The following is a 23,052-nucleotide window of genomic DNA, read 5'->3' as shown; positions in this document are numbered from 1 at the left end:
CAAAAAGCTGAACTAACGGATCAGCGGTCGGGAACCCGATTCCAGAAAGTAACGTTCCGTTGACGGTGTTCCCCTGTGGGAGCGAGCCTGCTCGCGATGGCAGCGGCATAATCAACATCAATGCAAGCTGATCCACCGCTATCGCGAGCAGGCTCGCTCCCACAGGGGATCGGCATTTAGGGCTTTGTTGATTGGCATCAACCTCAACACCTGTCCCGGGCGGTAGCCTCGAATGAAGCTACCGCCATGACAGAGAGCCCCATGATTTATCCGCTGCTCCTGACCCTGCACCTCTTCGCCGCCCTGGTGTTCATCGGCACGGTGTTCTTCGAGGTGCTGTTCCTGGAGAGCATCCGCCGGCAACTGCCCGCCAAGGTCATGGTGCTGCTCGAGCAAGGCATCAGCCGCCGTGCCCGTCAGTTGATGCCCTGGGTGTTGCTGGTGCTGTTCGGCGCGGGTGCCGCGATGGTCTGGCTGCGCTACTGGCCGCTGTTGATGGCACCGTTGCACTCATCGTTCGGTGTGCTGCTGGGGTTGAAGATCCTGCTGGCGGGCAGTGTGCTGGGGCATTTTCTCTGGGCGATGTGGTTGTTCAGGCGCGGACGCATGAACGCCCGTTACGTGCAGATCATCCACACCCGGGTGTTCCTGCATCTGGTGCTGATCGTGCTGTTGGCCAAGGGTATGTTCTATGTCACCTGGTAACGGGACGGCGTGGGTTCAAGGCGCTTGATACAGGTCAAGGTGGCGTGACGGGCGAAGCCGGACAATATCCCCGCGCAGCCACTCGGAGATTGTCATGTTCGACCCGCTACACAAATTCCACGGAGGCGTCGGCTCCCTCGATCTGCTCCGGGGCTTGCGCCACAGCCGTCAGAAACGGCGCCCGCTGTCGCTGTCGGTGCATCTGCCATCGCGCCTGAGGCTGGCGTCGTGTTCGCCCCTTGCCAGCGTTTGCCAATGCGCGGAGATCGACGTCTACCTGCAATCGCTGATGTACGAGATGGGCCTGGTCGGCTGCCACCTGGGAGCAGGGCGGCGGGTCGATCAGTTCTGGTTGACCGGCGGCACCCCGGTGATCGTCCATTTGCAGCGGTTGATGGGGGAGCTGCGCAGGCGCTTCGACTTTTCCGAAAGCGGCGACCAGGGCATCGAGCTGGACCTGCATCACACCGACTGGTCGACCATGGGCCTGATCCGTGACCAGGGCTTCACCCACGTCAGCATCGGTGTTCCCGACATGGGCGCAGACCGCGACTTGTCAGTGGATTGTTACCAGAACCCGGCACCGATCCATTCGTTGATCGACGCGGCGCGCACCTTCGGCTTTCGCTCCATCAGCATTGACCTCGGTTATGGCCATGCCTGGCAGACACCCCACAGCTTCGCGCTGAAGCTGGCCACGCTGATCGAACTGGAGCCGGACCGGCTGCGTGTTTTCGACTATGCCCGGGCGCCTCATCGCTACCGTTCGACCAACGCCGCGATGGCCGGCAGCTTTTGCAGTCAGGCCGACAAAGAGGTCATGCGCCGGGTCAGCTGCGAACAGGTGATTGGAGCGGGGTACCACTACATCGGCCAGGGCCTGTTTGTCCGGGCCGACGATGACCTGGCCGTCGCCCAGGAGCATGGCCGCCTGCACCATAACTGCCAGGGATTTACCCGGCATGGGTGCTGTGATCATGTGGGATTCGGGCTGGCGGCCATCACGCAGATCGAGCATCTGTATGCGCAGAACACCGAGGATCTGGTGCAGTACCGCCAACAGTTGGGCGCTGGGCAGTTGCCGATCTGGCGTGGGTGGCGCTGTGAAGGAGGGGATCAGGTCAATGCGGCGGTGACCGAACAGCTGTCCTGTGATCTGGAACTGGACATCCCGGCCATCGAGGCGCGTTTCGGCCTGGTTTTTCGCGAGCATTTCGCGTCGATCTGGCCGCGACTTGAGGCCTTGAGCGTCGACGGGTTGATCGAATTGTCGAGCCGCTTCATCGGCATCCTGCCGGCCGGTCGGTTGAGCGTGGACGCGATCTGCAATCTGTTCGACCCGGGCCCTGACGATGCAGCCGCCGTGCCCTTCGAACCGATACTGCCCCGGCCTTTTGAAAGGTTGAATCCATCATGAACGCCTTATCCGTTTTCAATCGTGCCCTGGTCGAGAAATACGATTGCCCCGGCCCTCGCTACACGTCCTATCCCACGGCGCCGCAGTTTCACCAGGCGTTTGCCATGGATGAATACCGTGAGGCTGCCCGGCGCAGCAACCAGGCGCCGGTGCCCAAGCCGTTGTCGGTGTACATCCATATCCCGTTCTGCCAGAGCCTCTGTTACTACTGCGCGTGCAACAAAATCATCACCCGCAAGACCCATCGCGCCGCCGAGTACCTGACGTACCTCAAGCGTGAAATCGCCCTGCAAGCGAGCTTGTTCGACCGCACGCGCAAGCTGACCCAACTGCACCTGGGGGGCGGCACGCCGACCTACCTGACCCACGAGCAACTGGCGGAGTTGATGGCCTGCCTGCACCAGTGGTTCGACATGGATGACAGCGACGCCCATGAGTTTTCCATTGAGGTCGATCCACGCACCATCGCGGCCGAACAGCTCAGGGGACTGCGGCAGTTGGGTTTCAACCGCCTGAGTTTCGGTGTCCAGGATTTCGATGCCCGGGTGCAAGCCGCCGTCAATCGGGTACAGAGTGAGGCCCAGGTCGCGGAGTTGGTGACAGCGGCCCGTCTGGCGCGCTTCAAGTCCGTCAGCGTCGACCTGATCTACGGTTTGCCGTTGCAGACCCTTGCCAGTTTCGATGTCACCCTTGCCCTGCGTCCCGACCGGATTGCCGCCTACAGCTATGCGCACCTGCCGCAGCGGGTGAGGGCGCAGCGGATGATCCGCCCCGAAGACATGCCGCCGCCTGCGCGCAAGCTGGAGTTGCTCGAGCTGATCGTCAACCGGCTGACCGAAGCCGGCTATGTCTACATCGGCATGGACCACTTCGCCCTGCCGGACGATGAACTGGTGCGTGCCCGTGGCCAAGGTACCCTGCAGCGTAATTTCCAGGGCTATTCCACCCATGCGGACTGCGACTTGATCGGCCTGGGTGTGTCCTCGATCGGCAAGGTCGGCGACAGCTACAACCAGAACGTCAAGGAGCTGTCCCAGTATTACGCCCGTTTGGACCAAGGCCTGCTGCCGGTGCAACGCGGCTATCGCCTGAGCGACGACGACCGTTTGCGGCGGGAGGTCATCAGCGAGTTGATGTGCCATGGACGGGTCGATTTCGGCCGGATCGAGGCCGCTCATGGTGTTTGCTTTACTGAATACTTCACCGATGCCCTGGCCCGGCTCCAGGAGCAGGTGCGCGACGGGTTGCTGCAGATCCGCCCTGACGCCCTGGTGCTGTTACCTCAAGGGCAACTGATGATGCGCAGCGTCGCCATGGCCTTCGATGCCTATCTGGAAGCCGCCCCGACGGTCCAGTATTCGCGAACGGTTTGACCCCACTTGAGCCAGTGGCGAAGCCCTCTGCTTGCATCGATGTTGGACGTGTCGCCGCCATCGCGAGCAGGCTCGCTCCCACAGTTTTACGACGGTGTTCACAGGAACCATGTACACCCCAAATCCCTTGTGGGAGCGAGCCTGCTCGCGAAAGCGGTGGGTCAGCCTGCATCGATGTTGGATGTGTCGCCGCCATCGCGAGCAGGCTCGCTCCCACAGTTTTACGGTGGTGTTCACAGGAGCCGTGTACACCCAAATCCCTTGTGGGAGCGAGCTTGCTCGCGAAAGCGGTGGAGCAGCCTGCATCGATGTTGGATGTGTCGCCGCCATCGCGAGCAGGCTCGCTCCCACAGTTTTACGGTGGTGTTCACAGGAACCATGTACACCCCAAATCCCTTGTGGGAGCGAGCCTGCTCGCGATGGCGGTGGGTCAGCCGCAAGTGATATCAGCTATGCCACCGCCGTCAAAAAGCCCCGCACTCACCCATCCAGCAACGACATCGTCCGGGCATCGTATCGCGCGCCCGCGACTGCCTCGTTGGCGCCGAAAATCTCATCCAGCTGGGCCAGTTCGTCGGCACTCAGGACCACCTCTGCCGCCGCCACATTACTCTCCAGATACCTGCGTTGTTTGGTTCCTGGAATCGGGATCACATGGTCGCCCTGGGCCAACACCCACGCCAGGGCCAGTTGCGAAGCGCTGATGCGTTTGTTCGCCGCCAGGGCCTTGACCCTGTCCACCAGCACCAGGTTGCGATTGAAGTTTTCTGCCTGGAAGCGCGGGTTGAAGCGGCGATAATCATCGGGAGCGAAGTCTTCCGGGGTCTTCAGCTCGCCGCTCAGGAACCCCCGACCCAGCGGGCTGTAGGCGACAAACGCGATACCCAGGCGGCGGCAGGTATCGAGCACGTCATTGTGTTCAGGCTCGCGGGACCACAATGAATATTCGCTTTGCACCGCTGCCAGTGGATGCACCGCGTGCGCCCGCTGGATGGTTTCGGCGCTGGCTTCGGAGATGCCGATGTGGCGGACCTTGCCGGCCTTGACCAGCTCGGCCATGGTCCCGATGGTTTCTTCGATGGGCACCTGGGGATCGATGCGGTGTTGGTAGTAGAGGTCGATGTAATCGGTATCCAGACGCTTGAGGCTGCCGTCGACGGATTGCCTGACGTATTCGGGACGGCCATTGACGCCGCGGGCATGGGGATCGCTGCTGCGCACCAGGCCGAACTTGGTCGCCAGGTAGAGGCTGCCGCGCTTGCCTTTCAGGGCCCGGCCGAGAAGTTCTTCATTGGTGTGGGGGCCGTACATGTCGGCGGTGTCGAACATCGTCACCCCCAGCTCCAGCGCACGATGCAGCGTGGCAATCGACTCTCGTTCGTCGACGCCGGTGGTGTAGAAATCCGACATGCCCATGCAGCCCAGGCCGATGGCGGAAACGTGAGGGCCTTGGTGGCCGAGTTGACGGGTTTTCATGATGTTGCTCCTGAAGATGAATGACACCTTCAGTCTCCAGTAAACGATTGCGTGGATAAATCCGTGAATATTGGTTTAACTATTCGTGATTTCTGAATAGTAAGGCGAACCAAATATGGACCGTTTACAGGCCATGCAAGTGTTCAGGCGCATTGTCGAACTGGGTGGCTTTGGCAAGGCTGCCGATGACCTCGAATTGCCCCGGGCCACCGTCAGCCTGCTGATCCAGCAGCTCGAAGCGCACCTGGGCGTGCAGCTGCTGCAGCGCACCACGCGACAGGTGCGCGCCACGCTCGATGGCGAAGCCTATTACCAGCGCTGCGGCCAACTGCTCGACGATCTTGAAGACCTCGAAGGTTCGCTGTCGACGCAACGGAGCCAGCCTCACGGCACCTTGCGGGTGGACATGCCCATCGCCTTCGGTTGCAGCTGGATCCTGCCGCGCCTGGCGGATTTCTATCGGCGCTACCCGGCGCTGCAATTGGACATCGGCTTCCACGACCGCCAAGTCCATCTGCAGCGCGAAGGTGTGGACTGCGCGATCCGCGCCGGCAACATCACCGACCAGGCGCTGGTGGCGCGGCCCATCGTGCGACTGCACCAACTGACCTGCGCCAGCCCCGACTACCTGGCCCGCTCGGGCACGCCTCGGCAACTGGAAGATCTGGCTGCGCATCGCGCCATCCGCTTCGCTGCCGGCAATGGCCGATATTTCCCATTCGAATTCGAGGTGGCGGGGCAGGTGCGCGAGTTGCAGATGCCGGGCGAACTGACCGTCAACAATGCTGACGCCTACGTCAGCGCCTGCGAGGCGGGCTTCGGCTTGATCCAGGTGCCGCGTTACCACGTGCAGCGGCAATTGGCCGAAGGGAGGTTGGTACAGGTGCTGAGCGAATACGCGCTGCCGCTGTGGCCGATTTCAGCCGTGTACCCACCGCATCGACAGCTGTCGCCACGGGTGCGGGTGTTTATCGACTGGGTGATTGAGGTGTTGCACGGGGAAGCGGATCTGCACGGGGAGTGGATGGTGAAAATCTAGTGTGGACATGACCGCGCCAATGCCGACGGTTCCTGGCGCCCACTACCGGAGTCGTTGCGCCAGGGACACGATCAAGGCGCGCTCGCTATTTCGCGGTCGGCATCACGAACTCGGCACCCTTGTCGATACTTTCGGGCCAGCGTTGCATGATCGACTTCTGCTTGGTGTAGAAGCGCACGCCTTCTTCGCCATACGCATGCATGTCGCCGAACAGGCTGCGCTTCCAGCCGCCGAAACCGTGCCACGCCATGGGCACCGGGATCGGCACGTTGATCCCCACCATTCCGACCTGGATGCGCCGGCTGAACTCCCGGGCCACGTTGCCGTCGCGGGTGAAGCAGGCGACGCCGTTGCCGAATTCGTGTGCGTTGATCAGGTCAACGGCTTCCTTCAAATCGTTGACCCGCAGGCAACCCAATACGGGACCGAAGATCTCGTCCTTGTAGATGCTCATGTGCGGCGTGACGTGGTCGAAGATCGTGCCGCCCAGCCAGAAGCCATCCTCGCAACCTTCGCCGGCCTCAGTACCCTGGAAGTCGCGACCGTCGACCAGCATTTGCGCGCCTTCGGCAATGCCTTGCTCGATGTAGCCGCTGATGCGTTGGTGCGCCGCTTTTGACACGATCGGGCCCATTTCGGCCGTCAGGTCCATGCCGTTGAGAATCTTCAGTGCCCGGGTGCGCTCCACCAGTTTCGGCATGACTTTGTCGGCAACGTCGCCGACGAACACCGCTACCGAAATCGCCATGCAACGTTCGCCAGCCGAGCCGAAGGCCGCACCGATCAGCGCATCGACGACCTGGTCGATGTTGGCGTCCGGCATCACCACCATATGGTTCTTCGCGCCGCCCAGGGCCTGCACGCGTTTGCCGTGGCGGGCACCGGTTTCGTAGATGTAGTTGGCGATCGGCGTCGATCCGACAAAGCTCACGGCTTTGACGTCGGGATGATCGAGCAGCGCATCGACCGCTTCCTTATCGCCCTGCACGACGTTGAACACGCCGTCCGGCAAACCGGCTTGCTTGAACAGGTCGGCAATGAACAACGACGGTGACGGATCGGTCGGGCTGGGCTTGAGCACGAAGGTGTTGCCCGCCGCGATGGCGACCGGGAACATCCACATGGGCACCATCACCGGGAAGTTGAACGGGGTGATGCCGGCCACCACACCCAGCGGCTGGCGCAGGGTCCAGTTGTCCATGCCGGTCGACACTTGTTCGGTGAAATCACCTTTCAACAGCTGAGGCATGCCGCAGGCGAACTCCACGATGTCGATCCCCCGGGAGACTTCGCCCTGGGCATCGGTGAACACTTTGCCATGCTCTGCGGTGATCAACCGGGCGAGCTCGTCGCGGTGTCTGTTCAGCAATTCGAGAAACTTGAACATGACGCGGGCACGGCGTATTGGCGGCGTGTCGGCCCACTGGGGGAAAGCGTCGGCGGCTGATTGCACGGCGGCGTTGACCTGATCGACACCGGCCAGGCCCGCGCGGCCGGTGACCGCGCCGGTGGCTGGGTTGAAGACGTCTTGCGAGCGCCCGGACGTATTCGGGACGTGACGACCGTGGATGTAGTGATCGATTGGGGAAACAGGGCCAGTCATGCAATCTCTCCGATGATGGTGGTAGGAACCATCGGGAGTGTAGGAAGGGTGCGAAAGCTCGCCTAGCCGTCTAAGATTGAACTCATTGTTCACATCGGCAAACAATCACTCTATGAAAAAGTCACCCCTCGACATCCCGTGGAACCAACTCCATTGGCTCACCGTGTTGTCGGAGCAGGGTAGTTTCACTGCGGCGGCGCGTCGTTTGGGGGTCAGTAAGGCGGCGATGAGTCAGCACATCGCCGAACTGGAATGGCAGGCAGGGATTGCCCTGGTGCAGCGAACCACGCGCAGCGTGCGGCTGACGGATGCCGGCCGTGGCCTGGTCGAGGAAACCCGCACGGCGTTCGGCGCGATCGCCCATAGCTTCGCGAGCGTGCAGGACCTTGCGCAAACGCCTCGGGGGTTGCTGCGTATCACCGCCCCTGTCGCATTGGCCCGGCAGCAACTGGTTCCCAGGCTGGCGACGTTCTTCCAGGCGTATCCGGAAATCCGCGTTGAACTGTCCATGTCGGACAACATCAGTGCCCTGGCGATGGAGGGATTCGACCTCGCCATTCGCCATACCCAGACCCCGCCGGACACCCATGTTGCCTGGCCGCTTTGCCGCACGCGCACGCTTCTGGTTGCCAGCCGCGAGTACTTGAACCGTCGGGGCGCTCCTACTGAGCCCCATATGCTGGTCGATCAGGATTGTCTCTACTATCCCCGCCAGGATCAGCCGGCCTGGCATTTCGTGCCAAGGAACGCGGCGCCCGATCATCCGCGTACGACGGTGCCGGTCACCGGCGTATTTTCCGCCAACAACAGTGAAGCGTTGCGCGAGGCGGCGCTCTGCGGGTTAGGAATCGCCTTGCTGCCGGACTTCAGCGCGCAAACCGCATTGCGTGATGACACGCTCGTCGAGGTGATGCCCGACTGGGAATCGACCGGGGCTTTCGCTTCGCACTTGTTTGCTATCCGCCCTTACTCCGCCCATGTGCCACGGGCGGTGAGTGTATTTGCGGCCTGGCTGCGGGAGACGTTTGCGCAGGGATTTGTGGCGGATTGAGCATTTTTGAGGCTGTAGCCAGCTCCTGTGGCGAGGGGATAAATCCCCTCGCCACAGGTCTTGCATCAGAACAATTTGGTCAGCAACCAATAAAGACTGCCCGACAACAGAATCGCCGCCGGCAACGTCAACACCCAGGCCATCAGCAGATTACGGATCGTGCGCATCTGCAATCCCGAGCCATTGGCGACCATGGTCCCGGCCACCCCTGAAGACAGCACATGGGTGGTGGAGACCGGCAAGCCGAACATGTCGGCGGCGCCGATGGTCAGCATGGCGACGGTTTCCGCCGATGCGCCCTGGGCGTAGGTCAGGTGGGTCTTGCCGATCTTTTCGCCCACCGTCACCACGATCCGCTTCCAGCCCACCATGGTGCCCAGGCCGAGGGCGATGGCCACGGCGATCTTCACCCACAGCGGAATGAACCGCGTGGAATTGTCGATCTGTTGCTTGAACAGTTGCAGCTTGCCGCTGGTGTCGGCATCGAAGTTGCCGACTTTGTTCTTGTCCATCAAGCGGATGGTTTCGCTGGTCAGGTACATGTCGTTACGCACGTTCCCCACGGCTTCGGCGGGCACTTTGGCCAGCGAGCCGTAACCCTTGACCTCGGCACCGATGGCGCCAGTGAGGGCGGCGAGGGCAGGCACCAGTTGTGGCGTGGCTTCCTTGCTGCGGACGAAGTCGGAGAGGACTGTCCGGGGATCTGCCGGTGCCGGTTGCGGTGCGCTTTTTACCAGGGCCTGCTGGGTCACTTCGGCCACGGCGGCGAACTGCAACGCCTGGTCGGCAGGCATGGTGCGGTTCAACGCGTACGCCATCGGCAGGGTGCCCACCAGGATCAACATGATCAGCCCCATGCCTTTCTGGCCATCGTTGGAGCCATGGGCAAACGACACGCCGGTGCAGGTCGCGATCAGCATGCCGCGAATCCACCATGGTGGCGGCGTATGACCTTCCGGAGCCTTGTACAGGGCGCGGTTCTTGACGAAGGCGCGCAGCGCCAGCAACAACAACGCCGCACAGCCGAAACCCACCAGGGGCGAGAGCAGCAGCGCGTAACCGACCTTGGCCGCCTGGGCCCAGTCCACACCGCTGGTGCCGTCACGGCCGTGCATCAGGGCATTGGCCACGCCGACGCCGATGATCGAGCCGATCAAGGTGTGCGAGGACGAGGCCGGCAGGCCCAGCCACCAGGTGCCGAGGTTCCACAGGATCGCCGCGATCAGCAGGGCGAAGATCATCGCGAAACCGGCCGACGAGCCGACTTGCAGAATCAGCTCCACCGGCAGCAGGGCGATGATGCCGAAAGCCACCGCACCGCTGGACAGCAGCACCCCGAGAAAATTGAAGAACCCCGACCAGGCCACCGCGACATTCGGCGCCATGGAGTTCGTGTAAATGACGGTCGCCACGGCGTTGGCGGTGTCGTGGAAACCGTTGACGAACTCGAAGCCCAGCGCAATCAACAGCGCCACGCCGAGCAGCAGGAACGGCGTCCAGGTGGTGACCACCGTGCCGAACTCGCCCATGTCACGCACCAGGCTGTAGGCGGTGAACAACAGCCCGGTGGCCAACACTGCGAAAAATACGATCAGGGTCAGCGTGCTCGGCTTGCGGTTGAGCTGCGGCCTTGAGATGGGGCTTATTGAATCTGAGACGAGGGTCGGGGTGGTCATGATGACATCCGGTTCGTGGAGGAAACGCGGTTCCGGCTCTCTTTGCCACTGCAAAAGCTGCTTGTGGTGGATGTACTGCTGCCGGCGTGGCGCAAGGGTTGGGTTGTGAGTAGCGACGGAAATGCTATTCACAATTTGTTACGAGATGGTGACCGGGTTTGCTGTGAAGCAGCTGACTCAGATACGGGCATTCCCATAAACCATGTCCACCCGAAATCCCCTGTGGGAGCGAGCCTGCTCGCAATAGCGGTGGGTCAGCTTGCATCAATGTTGAATGTGCCGCCGCCATCGCGAGCAGGCTCGCTCCCACAGGGGATCTGAGGTGTACACCGAATCTGTGAACACCCGAAAACCTGTGGGACGAGCTTGCTCGCGATAGCGGTGGGTCAGCTTGCATCAATGTTGAATGTGCCGCCGCCATCGCGAGCAGGCTCGCTCCCACAGGGGATCTGAGGTGTACACCGAATCTGTGAACACCCGAAAACCTGTGGGACGAGCTTGCTCGCGATAGCGGTGGGTCAGCTTGCATCAATGCTGAATGTGCCGCAGCCATCGCGAGCAGGCTCGCTCCCACAGGGGATCTGAGGTGTACATCGAATCTGTGAACACCCGAAAACCTGTGGGAGCGAGCTTGCTCGCGATAGCGGTGGGTCAGCTTGCATCAATGCTGAATGTGCCGCAGCCATCGCGAGCAGGCTCGCTCCCACAGGGGATCTGAGGTGTACACCGAATCTGTGAACACCCGAAAACCTGTGGGAGCGAGCCTGCTCGCGATGACGGCATTCCTGACAACCTCTGGTTTTCCGACGAACCTTTCCCTTTTGCTCAATCAGAAGTTGACGCCAAAATGATGGCTCTTTACCATCGCGCCACTATTTTGATGGCACTTCCTTCGCCCACACCCGAAGAGCTCGGATTCCCTGACCGAGCGCGAAGCGCCGCGCGAACCTCTTTTAAAGTTGTTGCAACGAGACCTGATCATGGACGACCGCCAACCTTCTGCTGCCCACACAAACCGCGACCTGTTCTGCGGCATGCCCAAGCGCGGCCTGGCGTTCCTGCTGGCGAACGTCATGTTCTGGCAGCCGATGTGGGCCCAGGCCGATGGCATTGTGGTCAGCGCACCGGGCTCCAGCCTCGGTCAGGCAGGCAATGGCATGCCCATCGTCAACATCGCCGCGCCCAACGGCAGTGGTCTTTCCCATAACCAGTTCACCGAGTACAACGTCGGCACCAATGGCGTCATCCTCAACAACGCCACGTCCCGCACCCAGTCCACGCAACTGGGCGGGATCATCCTCGGCAACCCGAACCTCAACGGCGCGGCCGCGCAAACCATCCTCAACGAAGTCAACGGCGGCAGCCCGAGCCAGTTGCACGGCTATACCGAAGTGGCGGGGCAGTCGGCCCATGTCATCGTCGCCAACCCCTATGGCATCACCTGCAACGGCTGCGGCTTCATCAATACCCCGCAAGCGACCCTGACCACCGGCAAACCGATTGTTGAAAACGGCCAGGTGAGTCGCTACCAGGTCGACCAGGGCAGCGTCACTGTCGAAGGCGCAGGCCTCAACGCGACCAACGTCGACCGCTTCGAAATCATCACCCGCAGCGCCAAGATCAACGCCGAGATCCAGGCCAGGAACCTGACCATCGTCGCCGGCCGCAACGACGTCGACGCCGCCACCCTCAACGCCACCGCCCGCGCCGACGACGGCAGCGCCAAACCGCAACTCGCCATCGACTCTTCGGCCCTGGGCGGCATGTACGCCGGGGCGATCAAACTGGTGGGCACCGAGGCCGGTGTCGGTGTGAAACTGGACGGCAAGCTGATCGCCAGCGGTGGCGACATCCAGCTCGACGCCAACGGTCATTTGAGCCTGGCCGACACCTCGGCCACGGGCGCGGTCAACGTCAAGGCCGCCAGCGCCAACATGCAAGGCGCGGTCTACGGGGCCAACGTCAACCTGCAAACCAGCGGTGCACTGGACGTGCAGCAGAACATCGCCGCACGGGACCGGATCAGTTTGAGCAGCGGTGGGCAGTTGACCAATAACGGCGTCATCGAAGCCGGGGTCAATGCCGATAACACCCGCAATGCCACGGGTGATGTCAGCCTCACCGCGCAGAATTTCGACAACAGCGGCAAGAGCGTGATCGCCAGCCGCAACTTGACGGCCACGGTGGCGCAAACCCTGAACAACCAGGGTGGGACCTTGAGCGCCGGACAGGTCAGCACGGTAAAAGCCGGCACCCTGGACAACCAGAACACTGGCCGGGTACTGAGCAGCAATACGCTGACTGTCACCGCCGACACACTGCTCAACACCCAGGGCACCGTCAGCAGCAATGGCAACCTGACGGCCAATGTCGGGCAGTTGAATAACAACAGCGGTCAGCTCAGCAGCCTGGGCAATATCACGGTACGCGCCGCCTCGCTGGATAACAGCGCAGGGCGTTTGCTCGCGGATGGCACACTCACCGCCAGCATCTCGGCCCAGTTGCTCAATCAGGCGGGTTTGCTGTCATCGATCGGCCTGCTGACGCTCGACGCGGGGACTCTGGACAACCGGCAAGGCTCCCTTTACGCACAAAAAGGGTTGAACCTGGATCTGCAGGGGCAATTACTCAACGCTAAAGGCAGCGTGAGAAGCGACGCCACGGCCACTGTCAAAGCGGCCGAGATCAATAATGACGCCGGTCAGTTGGCGAGCATTGGTGCGCTGAACATCGACAGTGCCGGCACCTTGAGCAATCTGGGCGGCAGCGTAATCAGCAACGACACGCTGTCATTGAAAGCGGGGCAGGTGAATAACGCCTCCGGTCGCATTGCCAGTGCCAAAGCCCTGGATGCCAGTGTCACCGGGCTGGATCAACAGAGCGGCGAGCTCTTCAGCAATGCCCGTCTCACCCTCGACCTCAACCAAGGGTTGCTGAATAACCAGAGCGGCCTGATCAATACGTCGGGTGCGCTGCTGCTGAGCAACCTCAAGGACGTCAACAACCAGAGCGGCGAAATTTCCAGCCAGCAGGCGTTCACTGTCGCGGCGCAGAACCTGGATAACCGCGGCGGCAAGCTGCTGAGCAATCAAGGTCTGGTGCTGAAGACGGCGCAACTGCTGAACAACGCCCGGGGTGTGATTTCGGCGGCGTCGCTGGACAGCCACAGCGCCAACCTGGACAACAGCGACGGCCTGATCAGCAGCCACAACCAACTCGACCTGACGGTTGATACGCTGCTCGACAACCAGCACGGCTCGGTGATCGCCGACGGTGCGCTGCTACTGGTCGCCGATCGCCTGGACAACCGCACCGGCAGCATCGCCGGCAAGACCGGACTCGAGGCCACCCTCGGCGCCTTCGATAACCGCCAAGGCACGCTGATCAGCACCGACGCCTTGACACTCAAGGCCAGCAGCCTCGACAACCGCCAGGCGGGCCTGATCGGCGCGACAAAAGCGCTGGATCTCAACGTGGACGATCTCGACAACCGTGGCGGTGAACTGACGGGCAATGCAGACGTCACGCTGGTCAGCCAGCACCTCGACAACAGCGATGGCGGCCAGGTAAACGCCGGGCAGATGCTGAAGCTGACCGTGGACGCCTTGCTCAACCGCACCAAAGGCCTGCTCAGCGCCAAGACCGGCCTGACCCTGGATGGTGGCGCCCTGGATAACAGCGGCGGCTTTCTGAGCAGCCTACAGAACCAGCGCATCACCCTGAGCCGCGACCTGATCAATACCCAGGGCCAGCTCAGCAGTGAAGGTACGTTGAATGTCACCGCAGCCAACCTGAGCAACACCGGCGGCAGTCTGTCCAGTGCGGCGGATCTCACTGTGCAGAGCCTGGGCTCGCTCGACAACCAGGGCGGTGAACTGGTCACCGACGGTGCGTTGCTGTTGACCAGTCAAACATTGGACAACCGCCAGCAGGGCACCATCAGCGGCAAAGGCGCGGTGAGCGTTACCACCGGCGCTTTCAACAACAGTCAGAAGGGACGTCTCAACAGCGGCAGCACGTTGGACCTCAAGGCCACCCAAGTCACCAATCAGGACGGCGGACGCATTGGCAGCCAGGGCGCGTTGACTGCCGCTGTGTCCGGCCTGGACCAGCAAGGCGGCCAACTCTTCAGCAACACCGCCCTGACCCTGGACCTCAACCACGGCCAGCTCAACAACCAGGGCGGCCTGATCAACGCACCGCTGCTGGTCCTCAAGAACCTCAAGGCCGTCAACAACGACGGCGGCGAGATCTCCAGCGCCCAGGCGTTCACCCTGGCCGCACAAAGCCTGGACAACGACAACGGCAAGTTGCTGAGCAACCAGGCCCTGACCCTGCGCATCGACAACGCCCTGACCAACCTCAAGGGCCTGATCGCCGCCGCTGCGTTGGACGTCGAAGCCGCGAGCCTCAACAACAACGGCGGCACCCTGACCAGCCGCGCCAACCTCGACCTGGCCCTCAGCGGCCCGTTGAATAACCAGAGCAACGGGCTGATCAGCGCCACCGATGCCTTGACCATTGCCACCAGTGGCCTGAACAACCAGCAAGGCTCGCTGCTGGGCAGCGCCATCGCCATCGATTTCGGCGCCGCCACCGGCGACCTCAACAACAGCGCCGGTCTGATCACCACTGCCGGCATTCTCGACCTCAAGCACCTGCGGGACCTGAACAACCGCAATGGCGAAATCTCCAGCAGCCAGGACCTGACCCTGAGCGCCCGCGACCTGGACAACAGCGCCGGCCAACTCATCAGCAACGGCGTGCTGACCGTGGGCGCCCGTGACGTCATCAACCAGGGTGGTTTGCTGTCCGGTTTCAAGGGCCTGGGCCTGACCGCCGCGAGTCTGGACAACCGCAACAGCGGCACCTTGTCGAGCCGCGACGAAGATATCGGCGTCACCCTCAGCGGGGCGCTGCTCAACGGCAATGCCGGCGCACTGGTCGGCAAGAAACAACTGACCGTCAGCGCCGCCAGCCTGGACAACGGCGGCGGCATTCTCTCCAGCGGTGGTGAGCAGACCCTGACCGTCACCGGCGGTTTGCTCAACAACGCCCAAGGCGGCCTGATCGACAGCGGCGCCGCCTTGGTCATCAACGCCATGACCCTGGGCAACGCTGGCGGCACCGTCAACGCCCAGAGTGCCCTGAGCTTCACCGGCACCAACCTGGATAACACTGGCGGCACCCTGGTCGGCAACGCCGCCGTGACCCTCGACCTGCTCGGCGCCCTGACCAACACCAACGGCAAGCTCGCCAGCGTCGGCCCACTGCGGGTCGAGCGCGCCACACAGATCGACAACCAGGGTGGCCAGATCGCCAGTCAGGGCCTGCTCACGTTGCTCACCGCCGGCCTGGACAACCGCAACAAAGGCACCGTCGCGGCCAATGATCAACTCATCCTGACCAGCACCGGCACGGTACAGAACGACGCCGATGGCCTGATCTACAGCCAGAACGGCGGCGTGCAGATCGGCGCCGCCAGCCTCACCAACGGCAAGGGCACCGTGCAGAGCCAGGGCGCCATGACCCTGACTGTCACCAACGACATCGACAACCAGAGCGGTCGGATTCAAGCCAAGGCCGGCGACCTGATGGTGGTCGCCCGTCACTTGGACAACCGTGGCGGCGTGCTCGCCAGCCTGCAAGGCTTGCTCACCACCCAACTGACCGGCGTGTTGAAAAACGGCTACGACCTGAACAACAACCGCCAGGGCGGCATCACCCAGGCCCAGCGCCTGAACCTGACCGCCCTGGGCGGCCTCGACAACTACGGCGGACGCATCTCGGCGCAGACCGGCGATGCCATCGTCAACACCCGCAACTTCGATAACCGCAACGGCGGGCTCTATGCCAAGGGCAAGGTCAGCGTCACCGGCAATGATTTCGACAACAGCGGCGACAACGACGGGCAGATTGCGGGTAGCCAGATCGATCTGGACCTAACCGGGGCGTTGAACAACCGCCTGGGTATCATCGAGAGTGACAGCACCCTGGCGATCAAGGCGGCGAGCCTGGATAACCAGACCGGACAGTTGCGGGCGCTGGGTGCCAGTGGCAAGACCGATTTTCAGATTGGTGGGTTGTTTGATAACCGCAACGGGACCCTGGAAACCGCCAACACTGAATTGAGCCTCGGTGTCGGTAACCTGCTCAATACGGGTGGCAGCGTCCTGCATGTTGGCAGCGGCAACTTTGGCATTGCCACCCACAACGTCATCAACGCCGGCGGGAGCTTTGTCACCCGCGGTGCGATGACGCTTAGCGCGGATAGCTGGACCAACAGCAGCGTGCTGCAAGCCGGCACGCTGAGTATCAACGTCAATAACTTCACCCAGACGTCGACCGGGCAATTGCTGGCTTCCAGCAGCCTGATTGGCACAGGTGGCAACTGGACCAATGACGGTGTGATCGCCAGCGATGGTGGCTTGGAGTTGCAACTCACGGGTCGATACAGCGGAAATGGCCGGGTCACCAGCCTGGGTGACATGACGGTGGATGCCGCTTCGATCGACTTGAGCAGCGTGGCAAGTATCACCGGCGGTGGAACCACAACGATTGGCGGGCGCGGTGGCCTGGGTAGCCTGAACAATGATGGGCGGCTTACATCGGCTGGCGCGTTGAACATCAATGCGGGCACGGTCACTAACCATGGGACGATTGCTGGTGCAGATGGGTTGAAGCTGACGGCTTCTACATTGCTGAACGATCAAGGTGGTTTTTTGTTCAGCGGTGCGGATATGAAGCTGCGGGTGGGGAGTTTGACCAACCGTAAGTCGGATGTTTATGCGCTGGGTGATATTGATATCGCGCTGAATGATCAGGGAGGGCGCTCGGCGTTAATGGAAAATGATTCGGGCACGATGGAGAGTGGTCGGGATTTTTCTATTAATGCGGATTCGATTATTAATAAGTGGGGGGAATTTAAGACTGAGGCTGAAGTGTATTCTTCGGCGATAGGGTTTGGTTGCTATGCATGCAATGCTCTTCCGAGCTATGGGAATGATCGGCAGCCGGCCTCGTATTATGTATATGAACAGAAATACAGAGTAATGGTTTCGGGAGATGTAAGTTCCAAAGCCGCTTCATTGGCGACTGCTGGAAATTTGGTTGTTAAAGGTGGATCATTTTTGAACTCTAATTCATCAGTGTCTGCCGGAGGTAATGTAAATATTTCCGTGAGTGACTTTGAGAATACTGGCGCAGCGCTGGGGGATTATGTAAGTAAGAAGTATTATTCATATGATGAGCCTACTTATAGGAATATGGCTGATCTTGTAATATACAACATATATAATGATGCTGACTATAATGGTGGTATGCATTTTTGGAATGCGGCAGGCGTAGAGTCGACTACCTATACGCAAATACAGGGAAGTGCGTCGAAACCGTCTGAGAATGAATATTTTCAGCGATTTGGTCCGATTTCTATAAATATCGGCTTACTTGCAGAAAGGGTTCGCACCGAAATTAAGTTTACAGAGTCTAAGTACTCAACAGGTATACGAATTGAGTTGCCTGATTTCATCAAGAGTTTTACACCGTTCGATCAGGTAGTTGTCTCATCTACATCGTCCGATAACATGGTGCCCGCCATCATCCAAGCTGGCGGCAACGTCTCCATCACCGCAACAGACAAAGTTACCAATGGCGTCGAGCGCCCATTCTCTGCCGGTATCTTAGCTTCACCACGTACCGCCACTACCACAGCGTCAGGATCAGGCAGAACCACGGTCGTCACCCTCAACAGCCAACTGCCACCGGACTTGGCCCAACAACAAATAAACCCCCTGACGCTCCCAGGTTTCACCCTCCCAACCGGCCAAAACGGCCTGTTCCGGTTGAGCGGGCAGGGTGTTAGCGACGCGTCATCCCAGACTCCGAGCGTATCGCAGAACTGGACCATCGGCAGTGCCAACATGGGCACATCGGCCCGTCCAACCGGCTTCCCAGCCGCAAATACGCGCACTCTCCAGGTCGCAGATGCCACCCAGATTTCCGCCACCAATCAACAGTTGCAGCTATCGAATGGCAACAGTGCCGGCGCTTCCACTATTCCGGTTACCGGAGCCTCGGTCAATGCGCCTGTATCCGGCCAGACCCTGACACGGGTCACGGGCCTGCCGAGCTCAACCGTCTCCTCGAAGCCTCACAAATACCTGATCGAGACCAACCCGGTCCTCACCAATCTAAAACAGTTCACCAGCTCGGATTATCTGCTGACGCAACTGGGCTATGACGCCGACACCAGCGCCAAGCGCCTGGGCGACGGCCTGTTCGAGCAGCGTTTGATCCAGCAGGCGGTCACCGCCCGTACCGGCCAGCGCTTCATCGACGGCCAGACCACCGACGAAGGCTTGTTCAAGTACCTGATGAACAACGCCATCGCCAGCAAGGACGCCCTCAACCTGTCGATGGGCGTGACCCTCTCCGCCCAGCAAGTCGCCGCCTTGACCCACGATATCGTCTGGCTCGAAGAGCACGAGGTGAACGGCGAGAAAGTACTGGTGCCCGTGCTGTACATGGCCAATGCCAATAACCGGTTGGCTGCCAACGGCGCGCTGATCCAGGGCTCGGATGTCACGCTGATCGCCGGCAAGGACCTGAACAACGCTGGTACCCTGCGTGCCAGCAACAACCTGGCGGCCACGGCCGGCAACGACCAGGTCAACAGTGCTCTGATCGAGGCCGGTAACCGTCTGGACCTGCTAGCCGGTAACGACATCATTAACAAGGCGGGCGGAGTCATCGCGGGGCGCGATGTCAGCATGACTGCGATTGCCGGTGACGTTATCAACCAGCGCATGGTGACCGGCACCGACATACGCTACAAGGGAGAAAATGCGCACAGCGAGTATGTCGACAGCGGGTCTCGAATAGAAGCTGCGAACGACCTGACCGTCAAGGCCGCGCGGGATTTCGTCAGCACGGGCAGCACCTTGCAAAGTGGTGGCGACACCACGATCACCGCCGGTCGGGATGCTTTCATCGCGGCCGCCGAACAGCACAACAGCGTTGTGGCCGGCGCCAAGAGCAGCAACGTTACCCAGTACGGCTCGGATCTGACGGTGGGGCGTGACCTCTCTGTCCAGGCAGGGCGTGATCTGGCAGTGGTTGCCAGCCAGATAGAGGCAAATCGGAACATCGATTTCGGCGCAGGCGAAAACCTTACGGTGGCTTCGGCCGCCGATGAAAGCCATTCGTATTCCAAGTCGAAGAAAGTCACGATACAGGAAGATCACGTCAAGCAAATTTCCAGTGTCGTGAGCGCGGGGCAAGACGTTACTTTCAATGCCGGCAAAGATATGGCGCTGATTTCTAGTCGAATCAATGCCGGCAACGAGGCCTACCTGGCAGCGGTTGGACAACTCGATGTACTGGCGGCCCAGGACACGGATTACTCGCTGTATGACAAAAAGAAAAAGGGCAGTTGGGGGCGCAAGCAGACCAGACACGATGAGGTGACCAAAACCATCAACCTTGGCACCCAGATCACCACGGGGAGTGATCTGACGCTTGTCAGTGGTGGTGACCAACGTTATCAGGTCGCGAAGCTTGAAAGTGGCGCGGATCTGACGCTGAGAAGTGGCGGAGCCATCACCTTCGAGGGCGTCAAGGATCTGAGCCAGGAAAGCCACGAGAAGAGCAATAACAGCCTCGCGTGGAATTCCTCGAAGGGTAAGGGGCATACCGACGAAACCTTGCGTCAGAGCGAATTGATCAGCAAGGGCTCCCTGGCGATCACCGCCGCCAAGGGCGTGCATATCGACATCAAGCAAATTGACCAGAAGACGGTCAGCCAGACCATTGATGCGATGGTTCAGGCGGACCCTCAGTTGGCCTGGCTCAAAGAAGCCGAGCAGCGTGGCGATGTCGATTGGCAGCGCGTGAAAGAGGTCCACGACTCCTTCAAATACAGCAACTCCGGCATGGGCACGGGGACAATGCTGGCGGTGGTTATTATCGTGACGGTACTGACGGCGGGTTCGGGAACTGCCGCTACCGTTGGCGCCAGCGCAAGCGGGGCCGCGACGGCTGTGGGGATCAGTGCGACCACCGCCGCGGCGATTGGTGCGGCCGCATCGGCAGCCTACACCGCTGCCGTGGTCCAGTCGGTAGTCAGTACGATAAACAACAAGGGCAACTTGGGTGCGGTCCTCAAGGATGTCACCTCGACGGAAAGCCTCAAGGGGTATTTGACCAGTGGGCTGGCTGCGGGTTTTGCATCGGGTGTTCTGGATAAGGCGTTCGGTGTTTCCGCCGAAAATGCCAGTAAAGCGACCCACGGCTTTGAACTGGCCAGCACCGATGGCCTGACCAAGTTTGTCGGTTACACCTTGGCTGAAAAGGGCTTTGGTGCGGTCACCAATACCGCGATCAATGGTGGCAGCCTCAAGAACAATCTGGCGCAGGCCAGTATCAGCGCGGCCGCGGATGTCCTGTCGGCCTCCATCTATAACCGGTTGGGTACCCAGCTGGAATTCACCGGGATTCCGGCCAAGGTTGGTGCACATGCGATTGTCGGTGGGCTGATCGCGGAAGCGGCCGGAGGCAGCTTCCGGACTGGGGCCTTGGCAGCTGGTGCCAATGAGGCGTTTGTCGCCGCGGTCGGCGACAAGATCTTCGTGGGGGACATGCATGATCAACTGCTGGCAATGACCTCGCAATTGATCGGCGTAACGGTCTCGGCAGCCGCAGGCGGCTCTGATAAAGAACAGGAAGTGGCGGGCTGGGTCGCCCAACAGGCCACCAAGTTCAACAGCCTCGACCACCCAACCGCCGAGCGGTTGCTTAACGAACTGAAGGCCTGTAAGTCCGGCAGAAATTGCACCGAAGCGAAGCAGCGCGACCTGATAGGCAAGTTTGAAAAGATCTCGGCCGAACGTTCGCAGTTGATCGACCTGTGCGAAACCCGGGCCTGTGTCGAAGGCCTGAAAGCCAACACCATTGCCATGGACGACCCGGTTGCGCAAGAGTTGCTCAGCTTCTACCGGAACAAGGTCTCCTATGACATGGTAGGGATGCTGGTGGGCAATCCAGGGCTGATTGCACAACCGGCCCAAGGGTATGACCCTTGGGGAAATACCTATGTGACCGATGACCAGATCATCACGGCCAAGTACATCAAGGAGGGTTGGTTGACGCCCGCCGAGAGCGCCAATCTCAAGGAGTGGGAGAACAAGACCTCCTGGCTGGACGATGCGGCAGGTCGCAAACTCAGCGTGGCCGAAAGAGCCGCCATGATCAGCAACATGGGCAATACGTTGCTGACCGAGGGGTGGGGGACCAAGGTTGTTGCGGGCGTTGGTAAAGGCGGGAAAACCGGCAATGGTGTGTCGACGGATGCCGATGGGCTCGGTGTGAATCCAGGGGCCGGAAAAGGACCGTGCTGCTTCGCTGCCGGCACCATGGTCGCCACCCCTTCGGGTGCCAAGGCGATCGAAACGCTCAAGGTTGGCGACACCGTCTGGAGCAAGCCTGAAAACGGAGGTGAGCCATTTGCGGCCGCCATTCTAGCGACCCACAAACGCTCCGACCAGCCTATCTACAAGCTCAGACTCACGAGCATCCGTAAAGACGGTGCGGCTGAGAGTGAAACGCTGCTGGTAACGCCGTCGCATCCGTTCTATGTACCGGCAAAGCATGACTTTATTCCCGTTATTGACCTTGAAGCGGGCGATTTGCTCCAGTCTTTAGGGGATGGTTCAAGCGAGAATGTATCGACACGGGTCACGTCGCTGGAACTGTTTCAACCGCAAGGCAAAACTTACAACCTCACGGTCGATATCGGTCATACGTTCTATGTTGGTAAACTGAAAACATGGGTACACAACACTGGGCCATGTCCGATAAATACTCGCTTTATTGAAGGCGCAACAGTTGTTGATCAAAAAACAGGAAAAGTCTACCAAGGTACTGTGGATCTGGGTCCGACATTAGATCGGATAAAATCAGGTGGTTCCTATCCGCATAAAAACGATGGCTCTGTATTTAAGAATAACGGAGGGGATCTGCCAGTGCAGCCTGCGGGGTACTATAAGGAATATGTGCATCCTTCTCCTGGCATCTCAGGGCCTGGGCCGCAGCGTATAGTTGTTGGAAAGGGGGGGGAGATGTATTATACGTCAGATCATTATAAAACCTTTATTTTAATAAAGAATTGAGAAGGAGTTGCAAATGCTACCTTTCGTTTTTACAGAGCAGGCGCCTTCCTACGATTCGGCCAAGGTGTTTTATGTCAGGGTTGATCCTGGTATAGGCGTGTCGGATGAACTTATTAAGTCGTTGTATTATTTGCTATGGTTTCCGGGGTATTTTGGGTTTAATTGGGACGCGTTATATGATTGCTTGAGGGATTTTGAGTGGATTCCTTGCCATAAAATAGTGGTCTTTCACGAGGCTTTACCTTCATTAGATAGAAAAGAACTGAAAATATATTTGGAGATTCTGCGTGATTCAGTGCTTGATTGGCATGGTGATGATGCACATGAACTTGAAGTGGTTTTTCGCTGTTCCGATAAAATGAAAATCGAAGATATCCTAAAGGGGTAGATGCGAATTGTGGCGGCCTAATTTTTCAAGGGGAAATGGTCACTGCCACGCTGGAGCGTGGGAACGATCGCAAGTGTCTGCGGTAGCAGGACGATACCGATGCCTTCCAGCGCCGCATTCATCAACGGAAAAAGGGGACGAAAAAGGGGACAGATTCTGA

At 60.2% G+C, this 23,052-nt stretch carries 10 protein-coding genes; 7 read left to right on the top strand and 3 right to left on the bottom strand.

Features of this window, described 5'->3' with window-relative positions; all coding sequences use genetic code 11:
- Window positions 1-261 precede the first annotated feature (261 nt).
- From LOY67_RS16140 to hemN, 3 genes are all read left to right on the top strand, one after another.
- Window positions 262-705: a CopD family copper resistance protein gene (locus LOY67_RS16140; protein WP_265067777.1), complete on the top strand. Its 444-nt coding sequence runs from the start codon at window positions 262-264 to the stop codon at window positions 703-705.
- A gap of 94 nt (window positions 706-799) precedes the next feature.
- A complete protein-coding gene (locus LOY67_RS16135) occupies window positions 800-2,122 on the top strand; it encodes a coproporphyrinogen III oxidase (protein ID WP_265063446.1) in 1,323 nt (440 codons plus the stop codon).
- Window positions 2,119-3,495 carry an oxygen-independent coproporphyrinogen III oxidase gene (hemN, locus tag LOY67_RS16130; protein WP_265063445.1) on the top strand — a complete coding sequence of 459 codons (1,377 nt, stop codon included), beginning with the start codon at window positions 2,119-2,121 and terminating at the stop codon, window positions 3,493-3,495. The genes LOY67_RS16135 and hemN overlap by 4 nt, the downstream gene beginning before the upstream one ends.
- Before the next feature lie 480 nt (window positions 3,496-3,975).
- On the opposite strand, the gene LOY67_RS16125 is transcribed toward hemN, so the two are convergent.
- Window positions 3,976-4,971, bottom strand: coding sequence for an aldo/keto reductase (locus tag LOY67_RS16125; RefSeq protein WP_265063444.1), 996 nt, complete (start codon window positions 4,969-4,971; stop codon window positions 3,976-3,978).
- A 115-nt stretch (window positions 4,972-5,086) separates the two neighbouring features.
- Here LOY67_RS16125 and LOY67_RS16120 point away from each other — a divergent pair, with 115 nt between their 5' ends.
- Window positions 5,087-6,010 (top strand): LysR family transcriptional regulator, encoded by a 924-nt coding sequence (locus LOY67_RS16120; RefSeq protein WP_265063443.1) that lies wholly within the window; start codon window positions 5,087-5,089, stop codon window positions 6,008-6,010.
- A gap of 85 nt (window positions 6,011-6,095) precedes the next feature.
- Here the strand turns inward: LOY67_RS16120 and LOY67_RS16115 are convergent, their stop codons facing one another.
- Window positions 6,096-7,613: a CoA-acylating methylmalonate-semialdehyde dehydrogenase gene (locus LOY67_RS16115; protein ID WP_265063442.1), complete on the bottom strand. Its 1,518-nt coding sequence runs from the start codon at window positions 7,611-7,613 to the stop codon at window positions 6,096-6,098.
- A gap of 112 nt (window positions 7,614-7,725) precedes the next feature.
- On the opposite strand from LOY67_RS16115, the gene LOY67_RS16110 reads away from it, so the two are divergent.
- Complete coding sequence (locus LOY67_RS16110; RefSeq protein WP_265063441.1) at window positions 7,726-8,664, top strand: LysR family transcriptional regulator; 939 nt, start codon at window positions 7,726-7,728, stop codon at window positions 8,662-8,664.
- Window positions 8,665-8,729: 65 nt separating this feature from the next.
- Here the strand turns inward: LOY67_RS16110 and LOY67_RS16105 are convergent, their stop codons facing one another.
- Window positions 8,730-10,340, bottom strand: a complete 1,611-nt coding sequence (locus tag LOY67_RS16105) for an inorganic phosphate transporter (RefSeq protein WP_265063440.1) — start codon at window positions 10,338-10,340, stop codon at window positions 8,730-8,732.
- Between the two features lie 980 nt (window positions 10,341-11,320).
- On the opposite strand from LOY67_RS16105, the gene LOY67_RS16100 reads away from it, so the two are divergent.
- Together LOY67_RS16100 and LOY67_RS16095 are read left to right on the top strand one after the other, a co-directional pair.
- Window positions 11,321-22,504 (top strand): filamentous hemagglutinin N-terminal domain-containing protein, encoded by an 11,184-nt coding sequence (locus LOY67_RS16100; RefSeq protein WP_265063439.1) that lies wholly within the window; start codon window positions 11,321-11,323, stop codon window positions 22,502-22,504.
- A gap of 13 nt (window positions 22,505-22,517) precedes the next feature.
- Window positions 22,518-22,892 carry a barstar family protein gene (locus tag LOY67_RS16095; protein WP_265063438.1) on the top strand — a complete coding sequence of 125 codons (375 nt, stop codon included), beginning with the start codon at window positions 22,518-22,520 and terminating at the stop codon, window positions 22,890-22,892.
- The last annotated feature ends 160 nt before the right edge of the window (window positions 22,893-23,052 follow it).

It is taken from the genome of Pseudomonas sp. B21-056 (genome assembly GCF_026016325.1).
In the GTDB taxonomy this organism is placed as follows: Bacteria; Pseudomonadota; Gammaproteobacteria; order Pseudomonadales; family Pseudomonadaceae; genus Aquipseudomonas.
This window is presented reverse-complemented; position numbering and strand designations above follow the sequence as displayed.